Consider the following 18,141-nt stretch of genomic DNA (forward strand, 5'->3'; position numbering starts at 1 on the left):
GACCGTTTATTGATGTTTTTAGTGTAGTGGATGCGCGGCTAGCCGCGCATCGTTGCGCCGATATTGTGCTGATTGGGTTTATTGCGCCGGAAACACGCGCAGGCCGCGCGGCACCGCCGTCACGCCGTCGCCGACCGAAAGATCGAGCGCGCGCCACGCCTCGCGGTCGAGCTGCGCTTCGAGCGCGCCGCCCGTGCGGCTTTCGAGTTCCACACGCACCGAACCGCCCAGCGTCACCACGCGGCGCACGTCGACGACGATGCCGTCGCCATGCTGCGCCGCGTCGCGATGCAGCACCAGATCGTGCGGACGCACATAGGCGAGCGCCGGACCTTCGAAACCCGCCTGCACCGAGATCGCCTGCGCCGCGCCATCGGCGACAAAACCGCTCGCCGTCACGCTGCCGCGCAAACGGTTCGCCGCGCCGAGGAACTCGTAGACGAACGCCGTCTGCGGATGATCGTAGACGTCCTGCGGGCTGCCTACCTGCTCCACGTGACCGTGATTCATCACGACGATGCGGTCGGCCACTTCGAGCGCTTCTTCCTGATCGTGCGTGACGAAGATCGTCGAGATATGCAGATCGTCGTGCAGACGGCGCAGCCAGCCGCGCAATTCCTTGCGCACCTTCGCGTCGAGCGCGCCGAACGGCTCGTCGAGCAGCAGCACTTTCGGCTCCACCGCGAGCGCGCGCGCCAGCGCGATACGTTGACGCTGGCCGCCCGACAGCTCGGACGGATAGCGCTGCGCGAGCCAGTCGAGCTGCACGAGCTTGAGCAGTTCATGCACCTTCTCGCGGATCACCGCTTCCGACGGCCGCTCGTTGCGCGGCTTCACGCGCAGGCCGAACGCCACGTTCTCGAACACCGTCATGTGACGGAACAGCGCGTAATGCTGGAACACGAAGCCCACCTGACGCTCGCGCGCGCCCACCTCGCCCACGTCCTGACCTTGCAGCACGACCTGGCCTTCATCGGCGTATTCGAGGCCCGCGATCACGCGCAGCAGCGTGGTCTTGCCGCAACCCGACGGCCCGAGCAACGCGACCAGTTCGCCCGCCGGAAAATCGAGCGAGACGTTGTCGAGCGCGGTGAAGTCGCCGAAGCGCTTGTGCAGATTGCTGACGGTGATGCCCATGATTACAGCTCCTGTTGAAGCGATTGACGCGCGGCGCCGGTGCGGGACGCGGGTTGCGAATGAGGTTGATTGCCCGACGCGGCCGTCGACGCGGCCGCATAAGCCGGCGGCGGACCGGCGTGGGCCGGCACGTCGTCGTCGCGCAGTTCGGCAGACATGTGGCGCTCGGCAAGCAGCTTGAGCCCCAGCGTCACGAGCGCGAGCAGCGCCAGCAACGACGCCACGGCAAAGGCCGCCGCGAAGTTGTATTCGTTGTAGAGAATCTCGACGTGCAGCGGCATGGTGTCGGTCTGGCCGCGAATGTGACCCGAGACCACCGAGACCGCGCCGAACTCGCCCATCGCGCGCGCATTGCAGAGAATCACGCCGTACAGCAGACCCCAGCGGATGTTCGGCAGCGTCACACGGCGAAACATCTGCCAGCCCGACGCGCCCAGCACGTGCGCGGCTTCTTCTTCGTCGGTGCCCTGCGCCTGCATCAGCGGAATCAGCTCGCGCGCGACGAACGGGAAGGTCACGAAGATCGTCGCGAGCACGATGCCCGGCACCGCGAAGATGATCTGCACGTTATGGTCTTCGAGCCACGGACCGAACCAGCCCTGCGCGCCGAACATCAGCACGTAGACGAGACCCGAGATCACTGGCGAGACCGAGAACGGCAGGTCGATCAACGTGGTGAGCAGCGCCTTGCCGCGGAAATCGAACTTCGCGATCGCCCACGACGCGCACAGGCCAAAGGCAAGATTCAGTGGCACCGCGATCGCGGCCGTGATCAGCGTGAGCTTGATGGCGGCGAGCGCGTCGGGATCGGCGAGCGATTCGAAATAGAAGCCGATGCCCTTCGAGAGCGCCTGCCAGAACACCGCGACGAGCGGCACCACGAGGAACAGCGCGAGAAACGCCAGCGCGATGCCCGTCAGCAGCCAGCGCACCCACGGCGCTTCGGTCACGGGGTTGGGACGGCCTGCCGGAATACGGCGTGCGTTCGTGCTCATTGCGCACCTCCGGCGGCGACTTGCGTGGTTTGCGTCGTGGTTTGCGTCGTGGTTTGCGTTGCATTCGGCGCACGCGGCGCGCCGCCACCGCGGCTCGTGCGGCGCTGCAAATACCATTGCAGCGTGTTGATCAGCAGCAGCATCACGAACGACACGCACAGCATCACCACGGCCAGCGCCGTCGCGCCTGCATAGTCGTATTGCTCGAGCTTGGTGATGATGAGCAGCGAGGTGATTTCGGACTTCATCGGCACGTTGCCGGCGATGAAGATGACCGAACCGTACTCGCCCAGCGCGCGCGCGAACGACAGCGCGAAGCCGGTCAGCAGCGCGGGAAACGCCGCCGGCAGCACGACGCGGCGGAACGTCAGCCAGCGCGACGCGCCGAGGCACGCGGCCGCCTCTTCCTGCTCGCGCTCGAACTCTTCGAGCACGGGCTGCACCGTGCGCACCACGAACGGCAGGCCGATGAACGTCAGCGCGACCAGCACGCCGAGCGGCGTGAAGGCGATCTTGAGTCCGAGCGGCTGCAGATACTGGCCGATCCAGCCGTTGCCCGCGTACACGGCCGCGAGCGAAATGCCGGCCACCGAGGTCGGCAGCGCGAACGGCAAATCGACGAGCGCGTCGATCACGCGCTTGAACGGGAACGTGTAACGCACCAGCACCCACGCGAGCAGAAAGCCGAACACCGCGTTGATGAGCGCGCCGCCGAGCGCGGCGGTAAACGTCAGGCGGTACGACGCGATCACGCGCGGCGACCACACGGCGCGCACGAACTGCGCCCAGTCGAGCGTGGCGGTCTTGAGAAAGGTGGCCGCGAGCGGAATCAGCACCACGAGGCTCAGATAAGCCACGGTGATGCCGAGCGTCACGCCGAATCCCGGCAGCGCGCCTGGCTTGCGTAATCGGAACGTCGTCATGCTGGATCTCTTCACATGGGTTGCGCGTCTGTTGCGCCGAAAGGCGCGCCTCATTGGGCGCGCCTTGTTTTTATCGTTACGTCGATACTGCTACTGCACAACCGCGACTGCGCTTATTGCGGCTGGTAGATCGAGTCGAACACGCCGCCATCCGCGAAATGCGTCTTCTGTGCGTTGGCCCAGCCGCCGAAGGTGTCGTCCACCGTGTAGAGCTTCAGCTTCGGGAACTTCGCCGTCAGCGCCGCCGGCACCTTGTCCGAACGCGGACGGTAGAAGTTCTTCGCGGCGATCTCCTGACCTTCCTCGCTATAGAGGAACTGCAGATACGCCTCGGCCTGCTTGCGCATGCCCTTCTTGTCGACGACCTTGTCGACCACGGCAACCGGCGGCTCGGCCAGAATGCTCACCGACGGCACCACGATCTCGAACTTGTCCGGACCGAATTCCTTCAGCGACAGGAAGGCCTCGTTTTCCCAGGCGATCAGCACGTCGCCGATGCCGCGCTGCACGAAGCTCGTGGTCGCGCCGCGCGCGCCCGAATCGAGCACGCCCGCATTCTTGTAGAGCTTCGTCACGAACTCCTTGGCCTTCTGGTCGTTGCCGCCCGGCTGATGTTCGGCGTACGCCCAGGCCGCGAGGTAGTTCCAGCGCGCGCCGCCCGAGGTCTTCGGATTCGGCGTGACGATCGACACGCCCGGCTTCGTCAGATCGTCCCAGTCCTTGATGTGCTTGGGATTGCCCTTGCGCACCAGAAACACGATGGTCGAGGTGTACGGCGAGGCGTTGTCGGGCAGGCGCTTTTGCCAGTCCTTCGCGACGATGCCCTTGTTGGCGAGCGCGTCGATGTCCCAGGCCAGCGCCAGCGTCACCACGTCCGCCTGCAGGCCGTCGAGCACCGAGCGCGCCTGTGCGCCCGAGCCGCCGTGCGACTGCTTGATGGTGAGCGTTTCGCCCGTCTTCGCCTTCCACTGCTTGATGAAGGCTTCGTTGATCTCCTGATACAGCTCGCGCGTCGGGTCGTACGACACGTTCAGCAGCGAGGTATCCGCGTGCGCAGCCGGCGCCATCGCCACCATGCCGACGAGCGGTGCGATGCCGATGACCAGTTTTGCAGCCAGCGAAGTCAGCCAGCCTGCGCGCCCCGTATTGCCTTGATTCATCCACTTTCTCCGTTTTGTCGTGTGGTGCTTGCGATCGATGAAGGCCAGTCTAGCGATCCGCTTACATTATTAAAAATGATGTTTTTTCATTCTTTAATACGCAAAAGTGGTAAGGGCGGAGGAATCGGACGTTTGAGCGTGTTTTCGTCCGTCCGATCGCCGGGAAACGCTGCTGTGGCGGCACCCAAACGACAAAGTTCAAGTAACACTTGAAAAGCGGCGAATACTGTATAAAAATACAGTTACCTGTTCAAACATACAGTGTCGACATGACCAAACTCACCGCACGACAGCAGCAGGTTTTCGATCTGATCCGCCGCGCGATCGAGCGCACCGGCTTTCCGCCCACGCGCGCCGAGATCGCCGCCGAACTGGGCTTCAGCTCGGCCAACTCGGCGGAAGAGCATTTGCGCGCGCTGGCCCGCAAGGGTGTGATCGAGCTTGCGGCGGGCGCCTCGCGCGGCATCCGTCTGATGCCCGGCCCCGACGACCTGCCGCACCAGTTCACGCTGCCGCACGCCAGCATCATGCAGCTCTCGCTGCCGCTGGTCGGGCGCGTCGCGGCAGGCAGCCCGATCCTCGCGCAAGAACATATCTCGCAGAACTACGCCTGCGACCCGGCGCTGTTCTCCAGCCGCCCCGACTATCTGTTGAAGGTGCGCGGGCTGTCGATGCGCGACGCCGGCATCCTCGACGGCGACCTGCTCGCCGTGCAGAAGAAAGCCGAAGCGAAAGACGGCCAGATCATCGTGGCGCGTCTGGGCGACGACGTCACCGTGAAGCGTCTGAAGCGCCAGCCCAACGGCATCGAACTGATCGCGGAGAACCCCGACTACGACAACATCTTCGTGCAGGCCGGCAGCGCCGACTTCGCGCTCGAAGGCATTGCCGTCGGTCTGATCCGGCCCACCGAATTCTAAGAATCCATCCGCGCCTGTCAGCGCTGGTTTTGCGCCTCGTGGCGCACTTCTCTGGAGAGAGTCATGGAACGCCTTGCCCGCCTGTTGCCCTTCCGTCAATTCGGCCGTCTGCGCCATCTGCGCGGAATCGCCTCGTGCGCAATGCGTGAAGCGCGCGCCTCAGCCGCCGCGCTCAATGGCTCGCTTTTCGAGAAGCTGGAAACGCCGGAACTGCCGCCGCTGCCGTCGGCGCAACCGGCCTTCGCCCGCGTGTCGCTGAACAGCACGCTGAATACGGAACAGCCGGACCGCCGCGCGCCGGTGCGCGTGTATCACGGTCAGTCGCGTCTCATCATGGTCGGCACGATGGACGCGGTGTGCCGTGCCATCGACCGCTGCATCGCCGAACAGCAAAGCGATCTGGCGGCGGCGCTCGCGAAGTAAGGTGTGAAATCGGAAGGTGGGAAATAGCGTGTCGGCGGAGGTTCTTGCGGGTGTAGGGATCGTTTTGGCGCACGTGTGGTCAACACTGTGATTGAATCGCCGACTCAACCGCTCCGACTCAACCGCTATTTGAACCCTTGCGCTGCTCGCGCGGCGCGCCTGCTCTCCGATGACCGATACCGATACACCCAAGCTTTCTCGCTCTCGCGCCGGCAAGTCCTCGAACTGGAAGAAGCCCGTCGCCATCGCCGTTGCGGCGGCGGCCGTGGTGGCCGCGCTCGGTTACGGCTACGCCTCGCCGTATATCGCGCTGAATCATCTCAAACAGGCCGCCGACGCACGCGATGCGGCCGCGCTGAGCGAATACGTCGATTACCCCGCGTTGCGCGCGAGTCTCAAGCAACAGGCCGGGGAAATGCTGCAACGGCGCATTCAGGCCGAGCACAGCAGCAATCCGTTACTGCTGTTTGGCGCGGTGATCGGCTCGGCGCTGATCGGCCCGCTCGTCGACGCCTACGCCACGCCTGAAGGCGTCGCCGCGCTGCTCAACGGTATGCCGCCCACCGGCAAGCCCGGCGAACAACCCGCCGCGCCGCCGCCGGCTCCGCCCGCAGAAAACGCGCCGCCATCCGCGCCGCCAAGTGGCACCTCATCCGAAGCGCCCGCCAACCCCGGCGCACCGGCCGAGCCCGCTCAAGCGCAACCCCGCTCGCAAGCCACGGCGGGTTATCGCAGCATCAATGAGTTCGCGGTCACATGGCAGCGCAGCGCGCACAGCGAGCGCTATGCCGCCATCCTGGAGCGGCACGGCCTGTTCTCGTGGAAGCTCGCGGCGGTGGAATTGAACGAACCCGATTCGGGAAGCGGCGCGAACACGCCAAACTGATCGGGCGCGAATGGCTGATCGTCTGCATCAAGGCGGCAATCATTGCGCGGCGGGCCGGCAAGACGTTAAACGCATGCCAGCCCCGCGCACGCGCCCTACGCGGCCGCTTGCTGCTTGTCTTCAGCAGGCGACGAACACGCCACGAGAATGCTGCACGACACACGATCGAGCAGCGGCGTATTGCCCGCGCCCATCCACCAGCGCGACAGACCTGTGCGGCAGCGATGCCCCACCACTACGAGATCGGCCTGCAGTTCGTTGGCGAGATTCGCGATTTCGTCGATCGGATGACCGAACGCGAAGTGGCCCTGCGCGCGCACGCCGCGTTCGGTGAGCCAGTCGACGCCCTCCTGCAGAATCTCGCGCGCCGTTTCCTCGAAGCGGCCGCACGCCACATCGGTCAGCAGGCCGGCGCTCTGGGCGATGGTCGAGCGCATGTCCACGACCGAGAGCAGATGCGTCTCGGCGTGCAGATCCAAGGCCAGATCGGCCCCGCAACGCAGCGCCTTGCGGCCTTCGCGCGAGCCGTCGTAACAGAGCAGGATTTTCTTGTAGCTCGCCATGATCATTTCCCCCAACACCCACGCGAAAACGCAGGTCGTACCTGCATCATGGTGCGCCGCAATTGCACATGCAAGGGCTGGAAAACGCCAGGTGCGCGGCAGCGCTCAAACCGCGCGCAACACCCGCCGGCACTGGATTTGCGCACAAGGACAATGATTGCCGCGTCAGCGATTGACGCGGCATGCGCACCTGCGCCTGCATGTGCACACCAGGCGCGCGCCGAGGCTTCCGTGTGAGCCATCGCGCTCGCGCGCGCGATCGGCATGCACCAACCTCGCGCGCCGCAATGCTCTAGAATAGGCCGCCTTGCGCGTGCACCACCTGCGCGCTCACCGACATCGCTCAACCATGCCCGCCATCGAATTCGAGCAGGTCATCAAACACTATGGAGACAGGACGGTCGTCAACGGTCTGTCGTTCGACGTCGTCCCCGGCGAATGTTTCGGACTGCTGGGTCCGAACGGCGCGGGCAAGACCACGACGCTGCGCATGCTGCTTGGCATCGTCTCGCCCGATGCGGGCCGCATCAGCCTGTGCGGCGAACCCGTCCCCGCGCGCGCCCGTCATGCGCGCGCCCGCGTCGGCGTGGTGCCGCAATTCGACAATCTCGATCCCGATTTCACCGTGCGCGAAAACCTGCTCGTGTTCGGCCGTTACTTCGGGCTCTCCGCGCGGCAGACTCAGGATCTCGTTGCGCCGCTGCTCGAATTCGCTCGGCTCGAAAGCAAGGCCGACGCGCGCGTGGGCGAACTGTCCGGCGGCATGCGGCGGCGGCTTACGCTCGCGCGCGCGCTCGTCAACGATCCCGACGTGCTCGTGATGGACGAACCCACCACGGGCCTCGACCCGCAGGCGCGTCATCTGATCTGGGAGCGGCTGCGTTCGCTGCTCGCGCGCGGCAAGACCATTCTCCTCACGACGCATTTCATGGAGGAGGCCGAACGATTGTGCAATCGCGTCTGCGTGATCGAGGAAGGCCGCAAGATCGCCGAGGGCGCGCCGAAAGCGCTGATCGAAACCGAAATCGGCTGCGACGTGATCGAGGTCTACGGACCGGAACCGGCCGCGCTGCGCGACGAGCTTGCGCCTTACGCCAAGCGCACCGAAATCAGCGGCGAAACGCTGTTCTGCTACGTCGACGACCCGGCGCCCGTGCACGCGCAGTTGCGTCCCCGCTCGGACCTGCGCTATCTGCACCGGCCCGCGAATCTCGAAGACGTTTTCCTGCGGCTCACGGGCCGCGAGATGCAGGACTGAGCCGCCCACGACCGACACCATGCAGACACGCACTCACACTCCGCCCGACACGCACCGCGCCCCGCCGCCCCTGCGCGAGCCGCGCGCGGCGCTGCCCTCGAACGCGACGCACTGGATCGCCGTGTGGCGGCGCAACTATCTCGTGTGGCGCAAGCTCGCGCTCGCGTCGATGTTCGGCAATCTCGCCGATCCGATGATCTATCTGTTCGGTCTGGGCTTCGGGCTCGGGCTGATGGTCGGTCACGTCGACGGCGTCTCGTACATCGCCTTTCTCGCGGCGGGCACGGTGTCGTCGTCGGTGATGATGTCGGCGAGCTTCGAATCGATGTATTCGGGCTTTTCGCGCATGCACGTGCAGCGCACGTGGGAGGCGATCATGCACACGCCGCTGTCGCTCGGCGACGTGGTACTCGGCGAAGTGATGTGGGCCGCCAGCAAGTCGATGCTCTCGGGCGCGGCCATCATGATCGTGGCGGGCGCGCTCGGCTATGCGAGCTTTCCGTCGATGCTGCTCGCGCTGCCCGTGATCGCGCTCGCGGGCCTCGCGTTCGCGAGTTGCGCGATGATCGTCACCGCGCTCGCGCCGTCCTACGACTTCTTCATGTTCTATCAGACGCTGGTGCTCACGCCGATGCTGCTGCTCTCGGGCGTGTTCTTCCCGATCGCGCAACTGCCTGCGGCGGCGCAGCACATCACGCTGATGCTGCCGCTCGCGCATGCCGTCGAACTGATCCGCCCGGCCATGCTCGGGCGTCCCGTCGAGCACGCGGCGCTGCATCTGGCCGTGCTTGTGTTCTACGTGCTGGTGCCATTCGGGATCGCGTCGATCCTGTTCCGCCGGCGCATGATGCGCTAGGACGCGCGGCGTCAGTCTTCGTCGTCGCCCCAGGGAATGTCGACGTCCGAGATAAACGCGACCGTCGCGAACGGGCCGCCTTCCTGACGCCCGATCTTGCCGTCGGCGCGATGCCATTCCACGCGGAACATCGTCCCCTGCGTCTGCGCGAGCAGGCGCACGGTGCGGATTTCCTCGGGATCGGCGTCCTCGACCGGGCCGTCGAGCGAGATCAGCAACTGCTGCGGCCAAAGGCCGTCGGCGGGATCGTAGATGCGATCGCCATCGGGAATCGCGACGTTCGCCTCGACCCCGATGGTCGCCGACGCCTCGATGATCATCTTGCCGAGCGCGCGCAACACCGCCGTCGCGCGGGCCGAATTGGCCTGTCGGATCGCGAGGTCGCCGCGCGTCAGCGCCTGTTCGAGTTTGGGATTGGTTTTTTGCTGTGCCATGCCGGTTCCCGGGCCAAAGCCCTCGTCTGTGCGGACGGCGCCGCCGCCGTCCGTCGTTGATGCGTGATCCTTATGACGCCATCGTAGCATTGCGCCCGCGACGTTTTGGCTTCAATTGACCCCGATTCTTCGAACATGGCGTCGATATGGCGTCGACACGGCGCGACGCCGCGACGTCAGAAACCGAGCGCCACCGTCGCCAGCCCCGCCACGATGCCGAACAGCACGACCACCGTGCCAACCAAAACGAGCACGCGCGGCCGGAACGAGCGCGCCAGCATCGCGAACGACGGCACGCTCACGGGCGGCAGCGTCATCAGCAACGCGCCGGCCGGGCCCACGCCCATGCCGAGCGCGAGCATCGCCTGAATGATCGGCACTTCGCCCGCGGTCGGGATCACGAACAGCATACCGGCGACCGCGAAGGCGACGATCCAGCCGAGGCTGCTCGTCACATCGGGACCGATGTGCGGGAACAGCCACGCGCGCGCCGCGCCCAGCAGCAGCACGAGCACGATGTATTCAGGCACGAGGCGCACGGCCATGCGCAGGAACAGGCGCGCCCAGCGCACCAGCGCGTTGCCGCCCTCGGCCTGCTGGCGCGCGAACAGCGCGAGACGGTCGTCGGCGGCGCGCGCCTCGTCGGGCGTGACCATGCGGTTGGCGAGCCAGCCGAGGCCGAACACCATCAAGAGGCCCAGCGCGAGACGCAGCGCGCTCCACTGCCAGCCGAGCACGAAGCCCATGAACACGAGCGTCGCCGGATTGAGCACCGAGTTGCCGAGCCAGAACGCGATCGCGCCGCCCGTCGACGCATTGCGCGCGCGCAGCCCCGCCACGACGGGCGCCGCGCAGCACGTGCACATCATGCCGGGCACCGCGAGCAGACCGCCCGCCGCCACGCTGCCGAAGCCGCGCCGGCCAAGCACGCGCGCGACCCACTGCCCCGGCAACAGCGCCTGCACGCCCGAGCCGAGCAGCAGCCCGAGCACCATCGCCTGCCAGATCGCCTTGCCATAGGCCAAAGCGTAGTCGAGCGCGGCGGCGAGCGACGGCACCGGTGCACTCGCCGCGCCGCCCGTCAGGATCGACTTGCCGATCGAGTGCGTGGCTTCGGCCGTGAACGCGCGGTGGTAATACGGAAACCACTTCACGTAGAACAGCCCGGCGACCGCCAGCAGAAGAAAAACGGGCCAGCCCCAGCCGGGCGCCGAGGACGGCAGTTGCGGCGGACGGGACGAAGGCGCGTCGGGTGCGCTGGTCATGATGGTGTGACTCCGCGAAAGGCGAATGGAATGCGAAACAGGGAAAACGGCGGAAACCGGCTCGGGGCGGATCGTGCGACCCCGGCCCCGGGCGGCCCCTGCAAGCGCGCTTTCGGCGCGCGGCAGGGCGTGCGCAGCATCGTAGTGCATGACTCGCGAATCGCCAATGTCCGGCGTTGGGCGATTCGCGAGCCGTCGTGCGCGTGGACGGCGAACTGTCGGGGGACGGAGCGTGCCCCGCCCCGCCTTCAGTCAGCGGCCATCAGGTCAGCGCGCGATCAAGGCGCCGGATTCGGCTGCAGTTCGTGCAGCGCGTCGATCCGCGCGAGCACGTCCGCGGAGAGCTTCACATCGACGCTCGCGATGTTCTCCTTGAGCTGCGCTATCGACGTCGCGCCGATCAGGTTGCTCGTCACGAACGGGCGGCTGTTCACGAACGCGAGCGCAAACTGCGCAGGCGACAGACCGTGCTCTTTCGCGAGCGCGACGTAACGCGAAATCGCCGCGATCGCCTGCGGCTTGCTGTAGCGCTGGAAGCGCTCGAACTTCGTGATGCGCGCGCCCTCGGGCCGCGCGCCGCCCTCGTACTTGCCCGAAAGCCAGCCGAACGCGAGCGGCGAATACGCGAGCAGGCCGATGCCCTCGTGGTGCGTGAACTCGGACAGACCGAGTTCGAAGGTGCGATTCACGAGGCTATACGGATTCTGGATGCTGACGATGCGCGGCAAGCCGAGCTTTTCGGCGGCGCGCAGAAACTGGGCGACGCCCCAGGGCGTCTCGTTCGACACGCCGATATGGCGCACCTTGCCCGCCTTCACGAAATCGGCGAGCACCGCGAGCGTTTCCTCGATCGGCACCGTGTAGGCGTCGTCGATCCACGGATAGTTGCTGCGGCCGAAGGTCATCGTGCTGCGGTCGGGCCAGTGCAGCTGATACAGATCGACGTAATCGGTTTGCAGGCGCTTGAGGCTGCCGTCGAGCGCCTCGGTCAGATTCTTGCGGTCGAACTGATTGCCTTCGCCACGGATATGACGCGGATTGTGCGGCTGGCGCGCCGGCCCCGTCATCTTGGTCGCGAGCACGAACTGGTCGCGGCGCGCGCCATTGCGGGCAAGCCACGTGCCGATGAAGCGCTCGGTCTGCCCTTGCGTTTCGGGACGCGGCGGCACCGGATACATCTCCGCGGCGTCAATCAGCGTGACGCCCTGGTCGAGCGCGTAGTCGATCTGTTCGTGGGCGTCCTGTTCCGTGTTCTGTTCGCCCCATGTCATCGTGCCGAGGCCGATCAGGCTGACCTTGACGTTCGTATCGCCGAGTGTGCGGTATTCCATCGAAGCGTTTCCATCATCAGGTTGCGGGAGAACGCCGACGCTATCACGCCGGCCGGAATTTTTCAGGAAGCGCTGAATTCGCGCGGCGCGGAGTCAGAGCCGTCGAAACCATCGAAGCGAAAAAACGAAAAAGCCGGAGCCGGTAAAACCGGTCCGGCTCGGATCGCGCGGGTTGCGAAGGTTGTCGCGAAGACTGGTCCGCTTAAGGCCCGACGCGCTCCACGGCCCAGCTCGAATTGCGCACCAGATAATACTGGCCGCTCACGCCGACCCAGTGATAACCGCGCGGCGGCGGCTTGAGACGATACTGCTGCCAGTCGTCGATCACATATTGACGATCGCGATACTCGGGCGGCAGACGGTCGCCCTTGCGCAACGCGTGCGGCGGCGGCGCATCGGGCGGCGGACGGTCGGGCGGCGGCCCGCCGTGATACTCATTCGGGCCCGGACGGGGCGGTGGCTGCTGCGCGAACGTCGATACCGATGCCAGCATGGCCGGCAAAGCCAGCGCAGCGAGAAGCACGAAGCGTTTCTGCATTGTTCACCTCCTGGTTAGCGAGTCGAAACCGGACGAAGACAGTCGAGTCGATCCGACCACGTCGCGCCCGAAGCCGCCAGGCGCGCTCACCTCGCGATTCATGGTAGTACAGCGCGCAACGAGACCGGCGCGAGCGCGTCCGCACGCCGCGCGCCTGCTGCGGCATGTGTTTGCGAGGTGTTTGCGCATTGACCGCTGTATTTGCCCCGCCGCACGCCCGAATGGCGCAGACGTGCCAGAATCGTCGCGTGCGTTTGAGGAGAACACCGCATGGAAAACCAGCGCAGCTACGAATACATGGGCTTCGACATGACCGCCGGCGTGGACGGCGATCACAACGTGGGCTTTCTCGTCACGACCCAGACGATCCGCAGCCTCACCGACGACAGCCACGCCAACGTGCCCGTCGACGGCGTCGCCTCCGGCCGCTTCCCCACTCAGGACAACGCGTTCGACGCCGCATTCGACCGCATCCGCGAAGCGATCGACCAGCGCGTGCGCGCGGCCTCCTGACGAGGCCTTTCAGACGCCCGAAAAGCAGAACGCCGGGCGTCGTGAAGACACCCGGCGTTCATGCCGCCCGTCAGACGGGCGGCCGGTGCAGAGCGGCCGAGGCGCGAAGCCTGGCCGCCGGACAGCACTTATTGCGCTTGCGACGATTGCGAGCCGTGCGCGCCCGACTGCGAAGCCGAGCCGGTCACGCCGCCGTAGGCCGCGTCGACGCCTTGCTGCTGTGCGCGCTCGGCCGCGACGGTCTGCGCGCTCTGGCCTTGCTGCGAAGCCGGTGCGCCGACGTTCGGGCGATAGAAAGGTGCCGGGCCGTAGCCGCTGGCGAACGCCGGAGCGGCAACAGAAGCGGAAGCTGCGACCAGCAGCGCTGCGATCAGTTTGGTCTTCATGGAGGACTCCAAATCAGGTTCAATTGCGGTTCGGGAATGGCGCCGCGCCTGGGAGGTCAGACCCATGAGCTGCGTCAGTGAGACTCAGTGTATACACCTACTATCGGAAAATAATCGCGATAAACCGAATTGACTATTCCGCTTCCAGAAACAATGCTGTGAGCCAAACCAGGCTTGGCTGAGCGACGAACAGACCCTAAAAAGACGTCCCAAACTTTTTTCTGCGACGCAGCATTTGGCGACGGGATTACATAACGCGCGAAGGGTCTTTCGGTAAAAGGGAAAGATGGAAGCGCTTCCATACGGGCAGTTTGATGGCGGTTTGCTGGCGATATGACAGAAAACGTTCATTGCGGCCCTGATTTTTCTGCCGGAGCCTCGCGTGCCGCACCGCAAAATCGCCGTCAGCGCCCTTCGAGTCATGCGATAAAATAGAAGGTTGATTCACGCCTGCCGCGCCTTGTCGCGCACTCATCTGCCATGTCCGCCACCCGTATTGCCAGCCCCCGCCGCGTGTCCGTCGCGCCGATGATGGACTGGACTGACCGTCACTGTCGCTCGCTGCATCGATTCATTTCCCGAGACACGTGGCTGTATACGGAGATGGTGACGACCGGCGCCCTGCTCCACGGCGACGTGCCGCGCCACCTCGCCTTCACGCCCGCCGAAGCGCCCGTCGCGCTCCAGCTCGGCGGCAGCGAGCCGGACGACCTCGCGCGTGCGGCGAAACTCGGCGAGCAATGGGGTTACGACGAAATCAACCTGAACTGCGGCTGCCCGTCGGAGCGCGTGCAGCGCGGCGCGTTCGGCGCGTGCCTGATGAACGAGCCGCAACTCGTGGCCGATTGCGTGAAAGCGATGCGCGACGTGGTGTCGGTGCCGGTGACGGTCAAGCACCGCATCGGCGTGGACGCAGTCGAGGACTACGCATTCGTGCGCGACTTCGTCGGCACGATCGCGGACGCAGGCTGCGACGTGTTCATCGTCCACGCGCGCAATGCGATCCTCAAAGGGCTCAGCCCGAAGGAAAATCGCGAAATTCCGCCGCTCAAGTACGACTACGCGTACCGCCTGAAGCGCGACTTCCCGAATCTCGAAATCATCATCAACGGCGGCATCAAGACGCTCGACGAAGTGGCGACGCATCTCGAACATGTCGACGGCGTGATGCTCGGCCGCGAGGCTTATCACAATCCCTACGTGCTCGCGGACGTGGATGCGCGCTTCTACGGCGCGAGCGCGCCGGCACTCACGCGCGACGAAGTCGAGGCGAAGCTCATCGAGTATTGCGCGGCGGAATTGAAGCGCGGCACGTATCTCGGCGCGATCGTGCGCCACGCGCTGGGCCTCTATCGCGGCGAAGCGGGGGCGCGCGGCTGGCGCCGCGTTTTGTCGGACAGCCGCAAGCTGCAAAAAGGCGATCTCGCGATCTTCGACGAGGCGCGTGCGCATCTGCGCGCCCCGCTCGACGCCGACGCCGAGCTTTCTCCTGAAAATATTTGAATAAAGGGGCTAGACAAGTCCATGAGGGCATGTCTATAATCTTGCTTCTTGATTGACGCCGCTCACGAAGCAGCGCTAACAAGCAAGCAGTAAAACGCAGTAACGAACGTAGTAACAGTGGTGGCTGTAGCTCAGTTGGTAGAGTCCAGGATTGTGATTCCTGTCGTCGTGGGTTCGAGTCCCATCAGCCACCCCAAAGAATTCAAGAAAACCGCATCGTACGATGCGGTTTTTTTTCGTCCATATCCAAGACCAATGCAAAGTTCGACGGGGATGACGTCATCCGGCATGGTGGCGTCCGACAGTATTCCGCTTGTGTCCATCGCACTCGCCACCTACAACGGCGCCCGCTACCTGCCCGAGTTGCTCGCTTCGATCGAATCGCAGACGTGGCCGCGTCTCGAACTCGTCGTTTCCGATGACGGCTCCACCGACGACACGCTCGACGTACTGCGCAACTGGCGCGGCGCGCTGACCATCCGCATCGTCTCGAGCGGCGAACGTTTGGGTATCGTCGGCAATTTCGGCCGCGCCGTCGCGGGCTGCGAAGGCGCCTACGTCGCGCTCGCCGATCAGGACGACGTCTGGTCCGCCGACAAGATCGAGGACATGGTGCGCGCCCTTCGCGCCCAGGAATCGCAACGCGGTCACGCGCTGCCGATGCTCGCGTATTGCGACATCGAAGTCGTCGATCACACCTTGTCGCGTATCTCGAAGTCGTACTTCGACCAGAACGGCAAATCGCGCGACGCCTCGCGCCTGCGCGATTTTCTGTTGAGCAACCATATTCCCGGCTGCTCAATGCTGCTCAATCGCGCCGCCATCGAACTGGCCACGCCGTTTCCGGCCGGCATCGTCATGCACGACTGGTGGCTCGCGATGGTGGTCGCCTCGTTCGGCGCGATCACGCACGTCGACAAACCGCACATCAAGTATCGGCAGCACGACAACAATGCCGTCGGCGCATCCGTGCCCAAGCGCGTGACGCGCGCCAACGCCTCGGCGAACGCGTCGCCCGCCGTCACGACAAACATCCCCAGCTCGACGCAACGCCGCGCCGAAGGCCGCAAGCGTCAGCTGCACGCCATCGGCCAGCAGTTCACGCTGTTCTCGATGCTGCATGGCGAGCGTTTGCCGTCGATCGCACACAAGGATCTCAAGGCGTTCCGGCGCGCGGTCTCCAGCACGGCTCACGCTGTTTTGTTCGTGATGCGAAGTAAAACCGGCGAGACATCATGGCGTGGATTGAAAATGCTGCGACGCCTTCGGCCCGCGATCCGCGCGAACGCCACGGCATCAGTTTGAGGCCGCGTCGCCGAAACCGGGTTCTAGAGAAGGATTGTCCGTATCGGCTTCATGCGGTTTCGCGGCGCGCGGTGGCGCGGGAAACGGCTCGGCCATCATCGACTCCGCCGGATAGAGCGTAAAAAACGAACGCGCCTCGTCGGTCGAGCGGCTAGCCAGCCAGTTCTCGTATTCCTGCGGCGGCACGATCACGACTGAGCGCTTCTCGTCGCCCGGCTTGTGAAAGCGGCTCATCAGCGGATGCGAATCGGCGTTCACCGTGAGCATCGTGAACGAAACCGCGCGACGCGGCGTCTCGCCCTCCTCCGCCGCCTCCTCCCATTCGCGCCAGAGCCCCGCAATCGCGAACGGCTCGCCCGACGCCAGCGCGATGCGCCAGCGCACCGCCTTGCCGCTCTCGTAATTCGGCTCGAAAAAGGCCTCGCACGGCACAAGACACCGTTGCTGGCGCTTCCACGCGCCGCTGAACGAACGCTTTTCGCCGACCGATTCCGCACGCGCATTCATCGTGTCGAACACGCGCACGCCGGGCGGAATGTGCCTGCGCGGCACCATGCCGAAGGTCGCGAGACTCGCTTGCGTCGCGCCGTCGATCCTGCGGATGATCGGCGCGGCGTAGTCCTTGTAGATGTCGTCGCGCCAAGGGCTATCGGGCGGCTCGACGCCGAAATGCCGGAACAGTCGATCGCGGCGCGCAGCGGCGTAGTTCGTACACATGGGCGGCTCTCCTTCGGATCGGCCCATCTTAGTCGCTGTGCGGCATGGGAGCACGTCGAGCAGGAATTTCGCTGTCAGACAGCGATCCGCCTATCGGTAGTAATTACCCGATAGTAACGATTCGAAATATCTGTCTATATACAGCGAGCGAGCGATTTGGTACTTTGTAACCTGATCGAAGGCAAGGGCCTCTCCCCAGTTTCGCTCGCGTTGCTGGTTGCCCTCTGCTTTTACTCGGCCGTGCCCGTTTGCGGGCGCGGCATTTTTTTGCGCGGTTGCGCATCCGGGCAATCGGAAGAATTCGTTGATGTGCGCGGTCTCGGCTACCCGCGCGAGCGGTTATGCCGCTGCCCCGCTGTCGATCCAGGCGCGCGCGGCGGCAAAACCCGCTTCGGCGGCGGCGTGCTCGGTCGGCCAGAGCCGCTCGATGTGGACCAGTTCCCAATCCTTGCGCACGGCGCCGTCCTTGAGCACGCGATAGTGCGCCTTCACGCCCGTGAGGATCTGCTCGACGGCCACTTCAATGTCGTAGCCGTTGTAGCGTTCCTCGTAGTCGCCCATGTCGATGCCCTTCGGCTCCATGATCGTTCTCCCTCGTGGCTGTCGTGGCTGGCCGATCCATGCTAGCACTTCCACTCCGGCCGGGCCCCGCGACGCTCGCGCCCACGCAGGCAAACGAATGCCCGCGCGAGCCGCCCGGAACGATCACACACGAACGACAACTGCGGTGATCACCGAAGTGATCACGCCGCGCTTACAGACGCGCGATCGACACCTCGGTCGACTTCACCAGCGCGACCACTTCCGAGCCCACCTTGAGGTCGAGCTCGTCGATCGAGCGCGTCGTGATCACAGAGGTCACCACGCCGAACGGCGTGTCGACGTCGACTTCGGACACCACGGGTCCGCGAATGATTTCCTTCACTTTGCCGCGAAACTGGTTGCGCACGTTGATGGCGGAAATGCTCATGAATTCGACTCCAAAAGTTCGTTCTGAAATGACGGGTGATTGAGGTTCAAACGATTCG

At 65.0% G+C, this 18,141-nt stretch carries 22 protein-coding genes and 1 tRNA gene; 9 read left to right on the plus strand and 14 right to left on the minus strand.

Features of this window, described 5'->3' with window-relative positions; genetic code table 11:
- Positions 1–78: 78 nt before the first annotated feature.
- From BMY06_RS17035 to BMY06_RS17050, 4 genes are all read right to left on the minus strand, one after another.
- Positions 79–1,137 (minus strand): sulfate/molybdate ABC transporter ATP-binding protein, encoded by a 1,059-nt coding sequence (locus BMY06_RS17035; protein WP_074984256.1) that lies wholly within the window; start codon positions 1,135–1,137, stop codon positions 79–81.
- 2 nt (positions 1,138–1,139) lie between these two features.
- On the minus strand, positions 1,140–2,132 hold the full coding sequence (gene cysW, locus BMY06_RS17040) for a sulfate ABC transporter permease subunit CysW (protein ID WP_074984257.1): 993 nt from the start codon (positions 2,130–2,132) through the stop codon (positions 1,140–1,142).
- The gene (gene cysT / locus BMY06_RS17045; RefSeq protein ID WP_074984258.1) at positions 2,129–3,055 is read right to left on the minus strand and encodes a sulfate ABC transporter permease subunit CysT; all 927 of its coding nucleotides are present in this window, start codon (positions 3,053–3,055) and stop codon (positions 2,129–2,131) included. Before cysT ends, cysW begins: the two co-directional genes overlap by 4 nt.
- A 113-nt stretch (positions 3,056–3,168) precedes the next feature.
- A complete protein-coding gene (locus BMY06_RS17050) occupies positions 3,169–4,215 on the minus strand; it encodes a sulfate ABC transporter substrate-binding protein (protein WP_074984259.1) in 1,047 nt (348 codons plus the stop codon).
- A 269-nt stretch (positions 4,216–4,484) separates the two neighbouring features.
- Between BMY06_RS17050 and lexA the strand changes: the two genes are divergently transcribed.
- The 3 genes from lexA (at position 4,485) to BMY06_RS17065 (ending at position 6,444) form a co-directional block, all read left to right on the plus strand.
- The gene (gene lexA / locus BMY06_RS17055; protein WP_065060097.1) at positions 4,485–5,135 is read left to right on the plus strand and encodes a transcriptional repressor LexA; all 651 of its coding nucleotides are present in this window, start codon (positions 4,485–4,487) and stop codon (positions 5,133–5,135) included.
- A 63-nt stretch (positions 5,136–5,198) separates the two neighbouring features.
- Complete coding sequence (locus BMY06_RS17060) at positions 5,199–5,558, plus strand: hypothetical protein (RefSeq protein ID WP_065060098.1); 360 nt, start codon at positions 5,199–5,201, stop codon at positions 5,556–5,558.
- A gap of 169 nt (positions 5,559–5,727) precedes the next feature.
- Positions 5,728–6,444, plus strand: a complete 717-nt coding sequence (locus tag BMY06_RS17065; RefSeq protein WP_074984261.1) for a DUF2939 domain-containing protein — start codon at positions 5,728–5,730, stop codon at positions 6,442–6,444.
- A 95-nt stretch (positions 6,445–6,539) separates the two neighbouring features.
- On the opposite strand, the gene BMY06_RS17070 is transcribed toward BMY06_RS17065, so the two are convergent.
- Entirely contained in the window at positions 6,540–7,007 is a 468-nt protein-coding gene (locus BMY06_RS17070) for a universal stress protein (RefSeq protein ID WP_065060117.1), read from the minus strand.
- A 349-nt stretch (positions 7,008–7,356) separates the two neighbouring features.
- On the opposite strand from BMY06_RS17070, the gene nodI reads away from it, so the two are divergent.
- Positions 7,357–8,265, plus strand: a complete 909-nt coding sequence (gene nodI, locus BMY06_RS17075; RefSeq protein ID WP_065060100.1) for a nodulation factor ABC transporter ATP-binding protein NodI — start codon at positions 7,357–7,359, stop codon at positions 8,263–8,265.
- A gap of 19 nt (positions 8,266–8,284) precedes the next feature.
- The gene (locus BMY06_RS17080; protein WP_065060101.1) at positions 8,285–9,121 is read left to right on the plus strand and encodes an ABC transporter permease; all 837 of its coding nucleotides are present in this window, start codon (positions 8,285–8,287) and stop codon (positions 9,119–9,121) included.
- Between the two features lie 11 nt (positions 9,122–9,132).
- On the opposite strand, the gene BMY06_RS17085 is transcribed toward BMY06_RS17080, so the two are convergent.
- The 4 genes from BMY06_RS17085 to BMY06_RS17100 all read right to left on the minus strand — a co-directional run bounded on the left by BMY06_RS17085 (position 9,133) and on the right by BMY06_RS17100 (position 12,689).
- Positions 9,133–9,555, minus strand: a complete 423-nt coding sequence (locus BMY06_RS17085; protein WP_065060102.1) for a hypothetical protein — start codon at positions 9,553–9,555, stop codon at positions 9,133–9,135.
- A 176-nt stretch (positions 9,556–9,731) separates the two neighbouring features.
- The gene (locus BMY06_RS17090; protein ID WP_080180529.1) at positions 9,732–10,820 is read right to left on the minus strand and encodes a permease; all 1,089 of its coding nucleotides are present in this window, start codon (positions 10,818–10,820) and stop codon (positions 9,732–9,734) included.
- Positions 10,821–11,098: 278 nt separating this feature from the next.
- Positions 11,099–12,151 (minus strand): NADP(H)-dependent aldo-keto reductase, encoded by a 1,053-nt coding sequence (locus tag BMY06_RS17095; RefSeq protein WP_074984262.1) that lies wholly within the window; start codon positions 12,149–12,151, stop codon positions 11,099–11,101.
- Between the two features lie 202 nt (positions 12,152–12,353).
- Complete coding sequence (locus BMY06_RS17100; protein ID WP_074984264.1) at positions 12,354–12,689, minus strand: RcnB family protein; 336 nt, start codon at positions 12,687–12,689, stop codon at positions 12,354–12,356.
- 270 nt (positions 12,690–12,959) lie between these two features.
- On the opposite strand from BMY06_RS17100, the gene BMY06_RS17105 reads away from it, so the two are divergent.
- Positions 12,960–13,202, plus strand: a complete 243-nt coding sequence (locus tag BMY06_RS17105; RefSeq protein WP_065060105.1) for a hypothetical protein — start codon at positions 12,960–12,962, stop codon at positions 13,200–13,202.
- 128 nt (positions 13,203–13,330) lie between these two features.
- Here the strand turns inward: BMY06_RS17105 and BMY06_RS17110 are convergent, their stop codons facing one another.
- Together BMY06_RS17110 and BMY06_RS38745 are read right to left on the minus strand one after the other, a co-directional pair.
- The gene (locus BMY06_RS17110) at positions 13,331–13,588 is read right to left on the minus strand and encodes a hypothetical protein (protein WP_065060106.1); all 258 of its coding nucleotides are present in this window, start codon (positions 13,586–13,588) and stop codon (positions 13,331–13,333) included.
- A gap of 247 nt (positions 13,589–13,835) precedes the next feature.
- Positions 13,836–14,036, minus strand: a complete 201-nt coding sequence (locus tag BMY06_RS38745; protein WP_143064424.1) for a hypothetical protein — start codon at positions 14,034–14,036, stop codon at positions 13,836–13,838.
- A 32-nt stretch (positions 14,037–14,068) separates the two neighbouring features.
- On the opposite strand from BMY06_RS38745, the gene dusA reads away from it, so the two are divergent.
- From dusA to BMY06_RS17125, 3 genes are all read left to right on the plus strand, one after another.
- Positions 14,069–15,091: a tRNA dihydrouridine(20/20a) synthase DusA gene (dusA, locus tag BMY06_RS17115; RefSeq protein WP_074984266.1), complete on the plus strand. Its 1,023-nt coding sequence runs from the start codon at positions 14,069–14,071 to the stop codon at positions 15,089–15,091.
- A 120-nt stretch (positions 15,092–15,211) separates the two neighbouring features.
- A tRNA-His gene (locus BMY06_RS17120) sits at positions 15,212–15,287 on the plus strand.
- The gene (locus BMY06_RS17125; RefSeq protein ID WP_143064425.1) at positions 15,260–16,396 is read left to right on the plus strand and encodes a glycosyltransferase family 2 protein; all 1,137 of its coding nucleotides are present in this window, start codon (positions 15,260–15,262) and stop codon (positions 16,394–16,396) included. The genes BMY06_RS17120 and BMY06_RS17125 overlap by 28 nt, the downstream gene beginning before the upstream one ends.
- Here BMY06_RS17125 and BMY06_RS17130 read toward each other — a convergent pair.
- The 3 genes from BMY06_RS17130 to BMY06_RS17140 all read right to left on the minus strand — a co-directional run bounded on the left by BMY06_RS17130 (position 16,388) and on the right by BMY06_RS17140 (position 18,083).
- A complete protein-coding gene (locus tag BMY06_RS17130) occupies positions 16,388–17,113 on the minus strand; it encodes an SOS response-associated peptidase (RefSeq protein ID WP_074984269.1) in 726 nt (241 codons plus the stop codon). The two genes, BMY06_RS17125 and BMY06_RS17130, sit on opposite strands and share 9 nt — an antisense overlap.
- Before the next feature lie 339 nt (positions 17,114–17,452).
- Positions 17,453–17,695 (minus strand): hypothetical protein, encoded by a 243-nt coding sequence (locus BMY06_RS17135; RefSeq protein ID WP_065063265.1) that lies wholly within the window; start codon positions 17,693–17,695, stop codon positions 17,453–17,455.
- A 172-nt stretch (positions 17,696–17,867) separates the two neighbouring features.
- Complete coding sequence (locus BMY06_RS17140; RefSeq protein ID WP_028229590.1) at positions 17,868–18,083, minus strand: TOBE domain-containing protein; 216 nt, start codon at positions 18,081–18,083, stop codon at positions 17,868–17,870.
- Positions 18,084–18,141 lie beyond the last annotated feature (58 nt).

It is taken from the genome of Paraburkholderia tropica, assembly GCF_900109265.1.
Classification (GTDB): domain Bacteria; phylum Pseudomonadota; class Gammaproteobacteria; order Burkholderiales; family Burkholderiaceae; genus Paraburkholderia; species Paraburkholderia tropica.

Coding starts and splice junctions, on each gene's coding strand:
- BMY06_RS17035 (WP_074984256.1), bottom strand. CDS start 1,137: ATGGGCATCACCGTCAGCAATCTGCACAAGCGCTTCGGCGACTTCACC.
- cysW (WP_074984257.1), bottom strand. CDS start 2,132: ATGAGCACGAACGCACGCCGTATTCCGGCAGGCCGTCCCAACCCCGTG.
- cysT (WP_074984258.1), bottom strand. CDS start 3,055: ATGACGACGTTCCGATTACGCAAGCCAGGCGCGCTGCCGGGATTCGGC.
- BMY06_RS17050 (WP_074984259.1), bottom strand. CDS start 4,215: ATGAATCAAGGCAATACGGGGCGCGCAGGCTGGCTGACTTCGCTGGCT.
- lexA (WP_065060097.1), top strand. CDS start 4,485: ATGACCAAACTCACCGCACGACAGCAGCAGGTTTTCGATCTGATCCGC.
- BMY06_RS17060 (WP_065060098.1), top strand. CDS start 5,199: ATGGAACGCCTTGCCCGCCTGTTGCCCTTCCGTCAATTCGGCCGTCTG.
- BMY06_RS17065 (WP_074984261.1), top strand. CDS start 5,728: ATGACCGATACCGATACACCCAAGCTTTCTCGCTCTCGCGCCGGCAAG.
- BMY06_RS17070 (WP_065060117.1), bottom strand. CDS start 7,007: ATGGCGAGCTACAAGAAAATCCTGCTCTGTTACGACGGCTCGCGCGAA.
- nodI (WP_065060100.1), top strand. CDS start 7,357: ATGCCCGCCATCGAATTCGAGCAGGTCATCAAACACTATGGAGACAGG.
- BMY06_RS17080 (WP_065060101.1), top strand. CDS start 8,285: ATGCAGACACGCACTCACACTCCGCCCGACACGCACCGCGCCCCGCCG.
- BMY06_RS17085 (WP_065060102.1), bottom strand. CDS start 9,555: ATGGCACAGCAAAAAACCAATCCCAAACTCGAACAGGCGCTGACGCGC.
- BMY06_RS17090 (WP_080180529.1), bottom strand. CDS start 10,820: ATGACCAGCGCACCCGACGCGCCTTCGTCCCGTCCGCCGCAACTGCCG.
- BMY06_RS17095 (WP_074984262.1), bottom strand. CDS start 12,151: ATGGAATACCGCACACTCGGCGATACGAACGTCAAGGTCAGCCTGATC.
- BMY06_RS17100 (WP_074984264.1), bottom strand. CDS start 12,689: ATGCAGAAACGCTTCGTGCTTCTCGCTGCGCTGGCTTTGCCGGCCATG.
- BMY06_RS17105 (WP_065060105.1), top strand. CDS start 12,960: ATGGAAAACCAGCGCAGCTACGAATACATGGGCTTCGACATGACCGCC.
- BMY06_RS17110 (WP_065060106.1), bottom strand. CDS start 13,588: ATGAAGACCAAACTGATCGCAGCGCTGCTGGTCGCAGCTTCCGCTTCT.
- dusA (WP_074984266.1), top strand. CDS start 14,069: ATGTCCGCCACCCGTATTGCCAGCCCCCGCCGCGTGTCCGTCGCGCCG.
- BMY06_RS17130 (WP_074984269.1), bottom strand. CDS start 17,113: ATGTGTACGAACTACGCCGCTGCGCGCCGCGATCGACTGTTCCGGCAT.
- BMY06_RS17135 (WP_065063265.1), bottom strand. CDS start 17,695: ATGGAGCCGAAGGGCATCGACATGGGCGACTACGAGGAACGCTACAAC.
- BMY06_RS17140 (WP_028229590.1), bottom strand. CDS start 18,083: ATGAGCATTTCCGCCATCAACGTGCGCAACCAGTTTCGCGGCAAAGTG.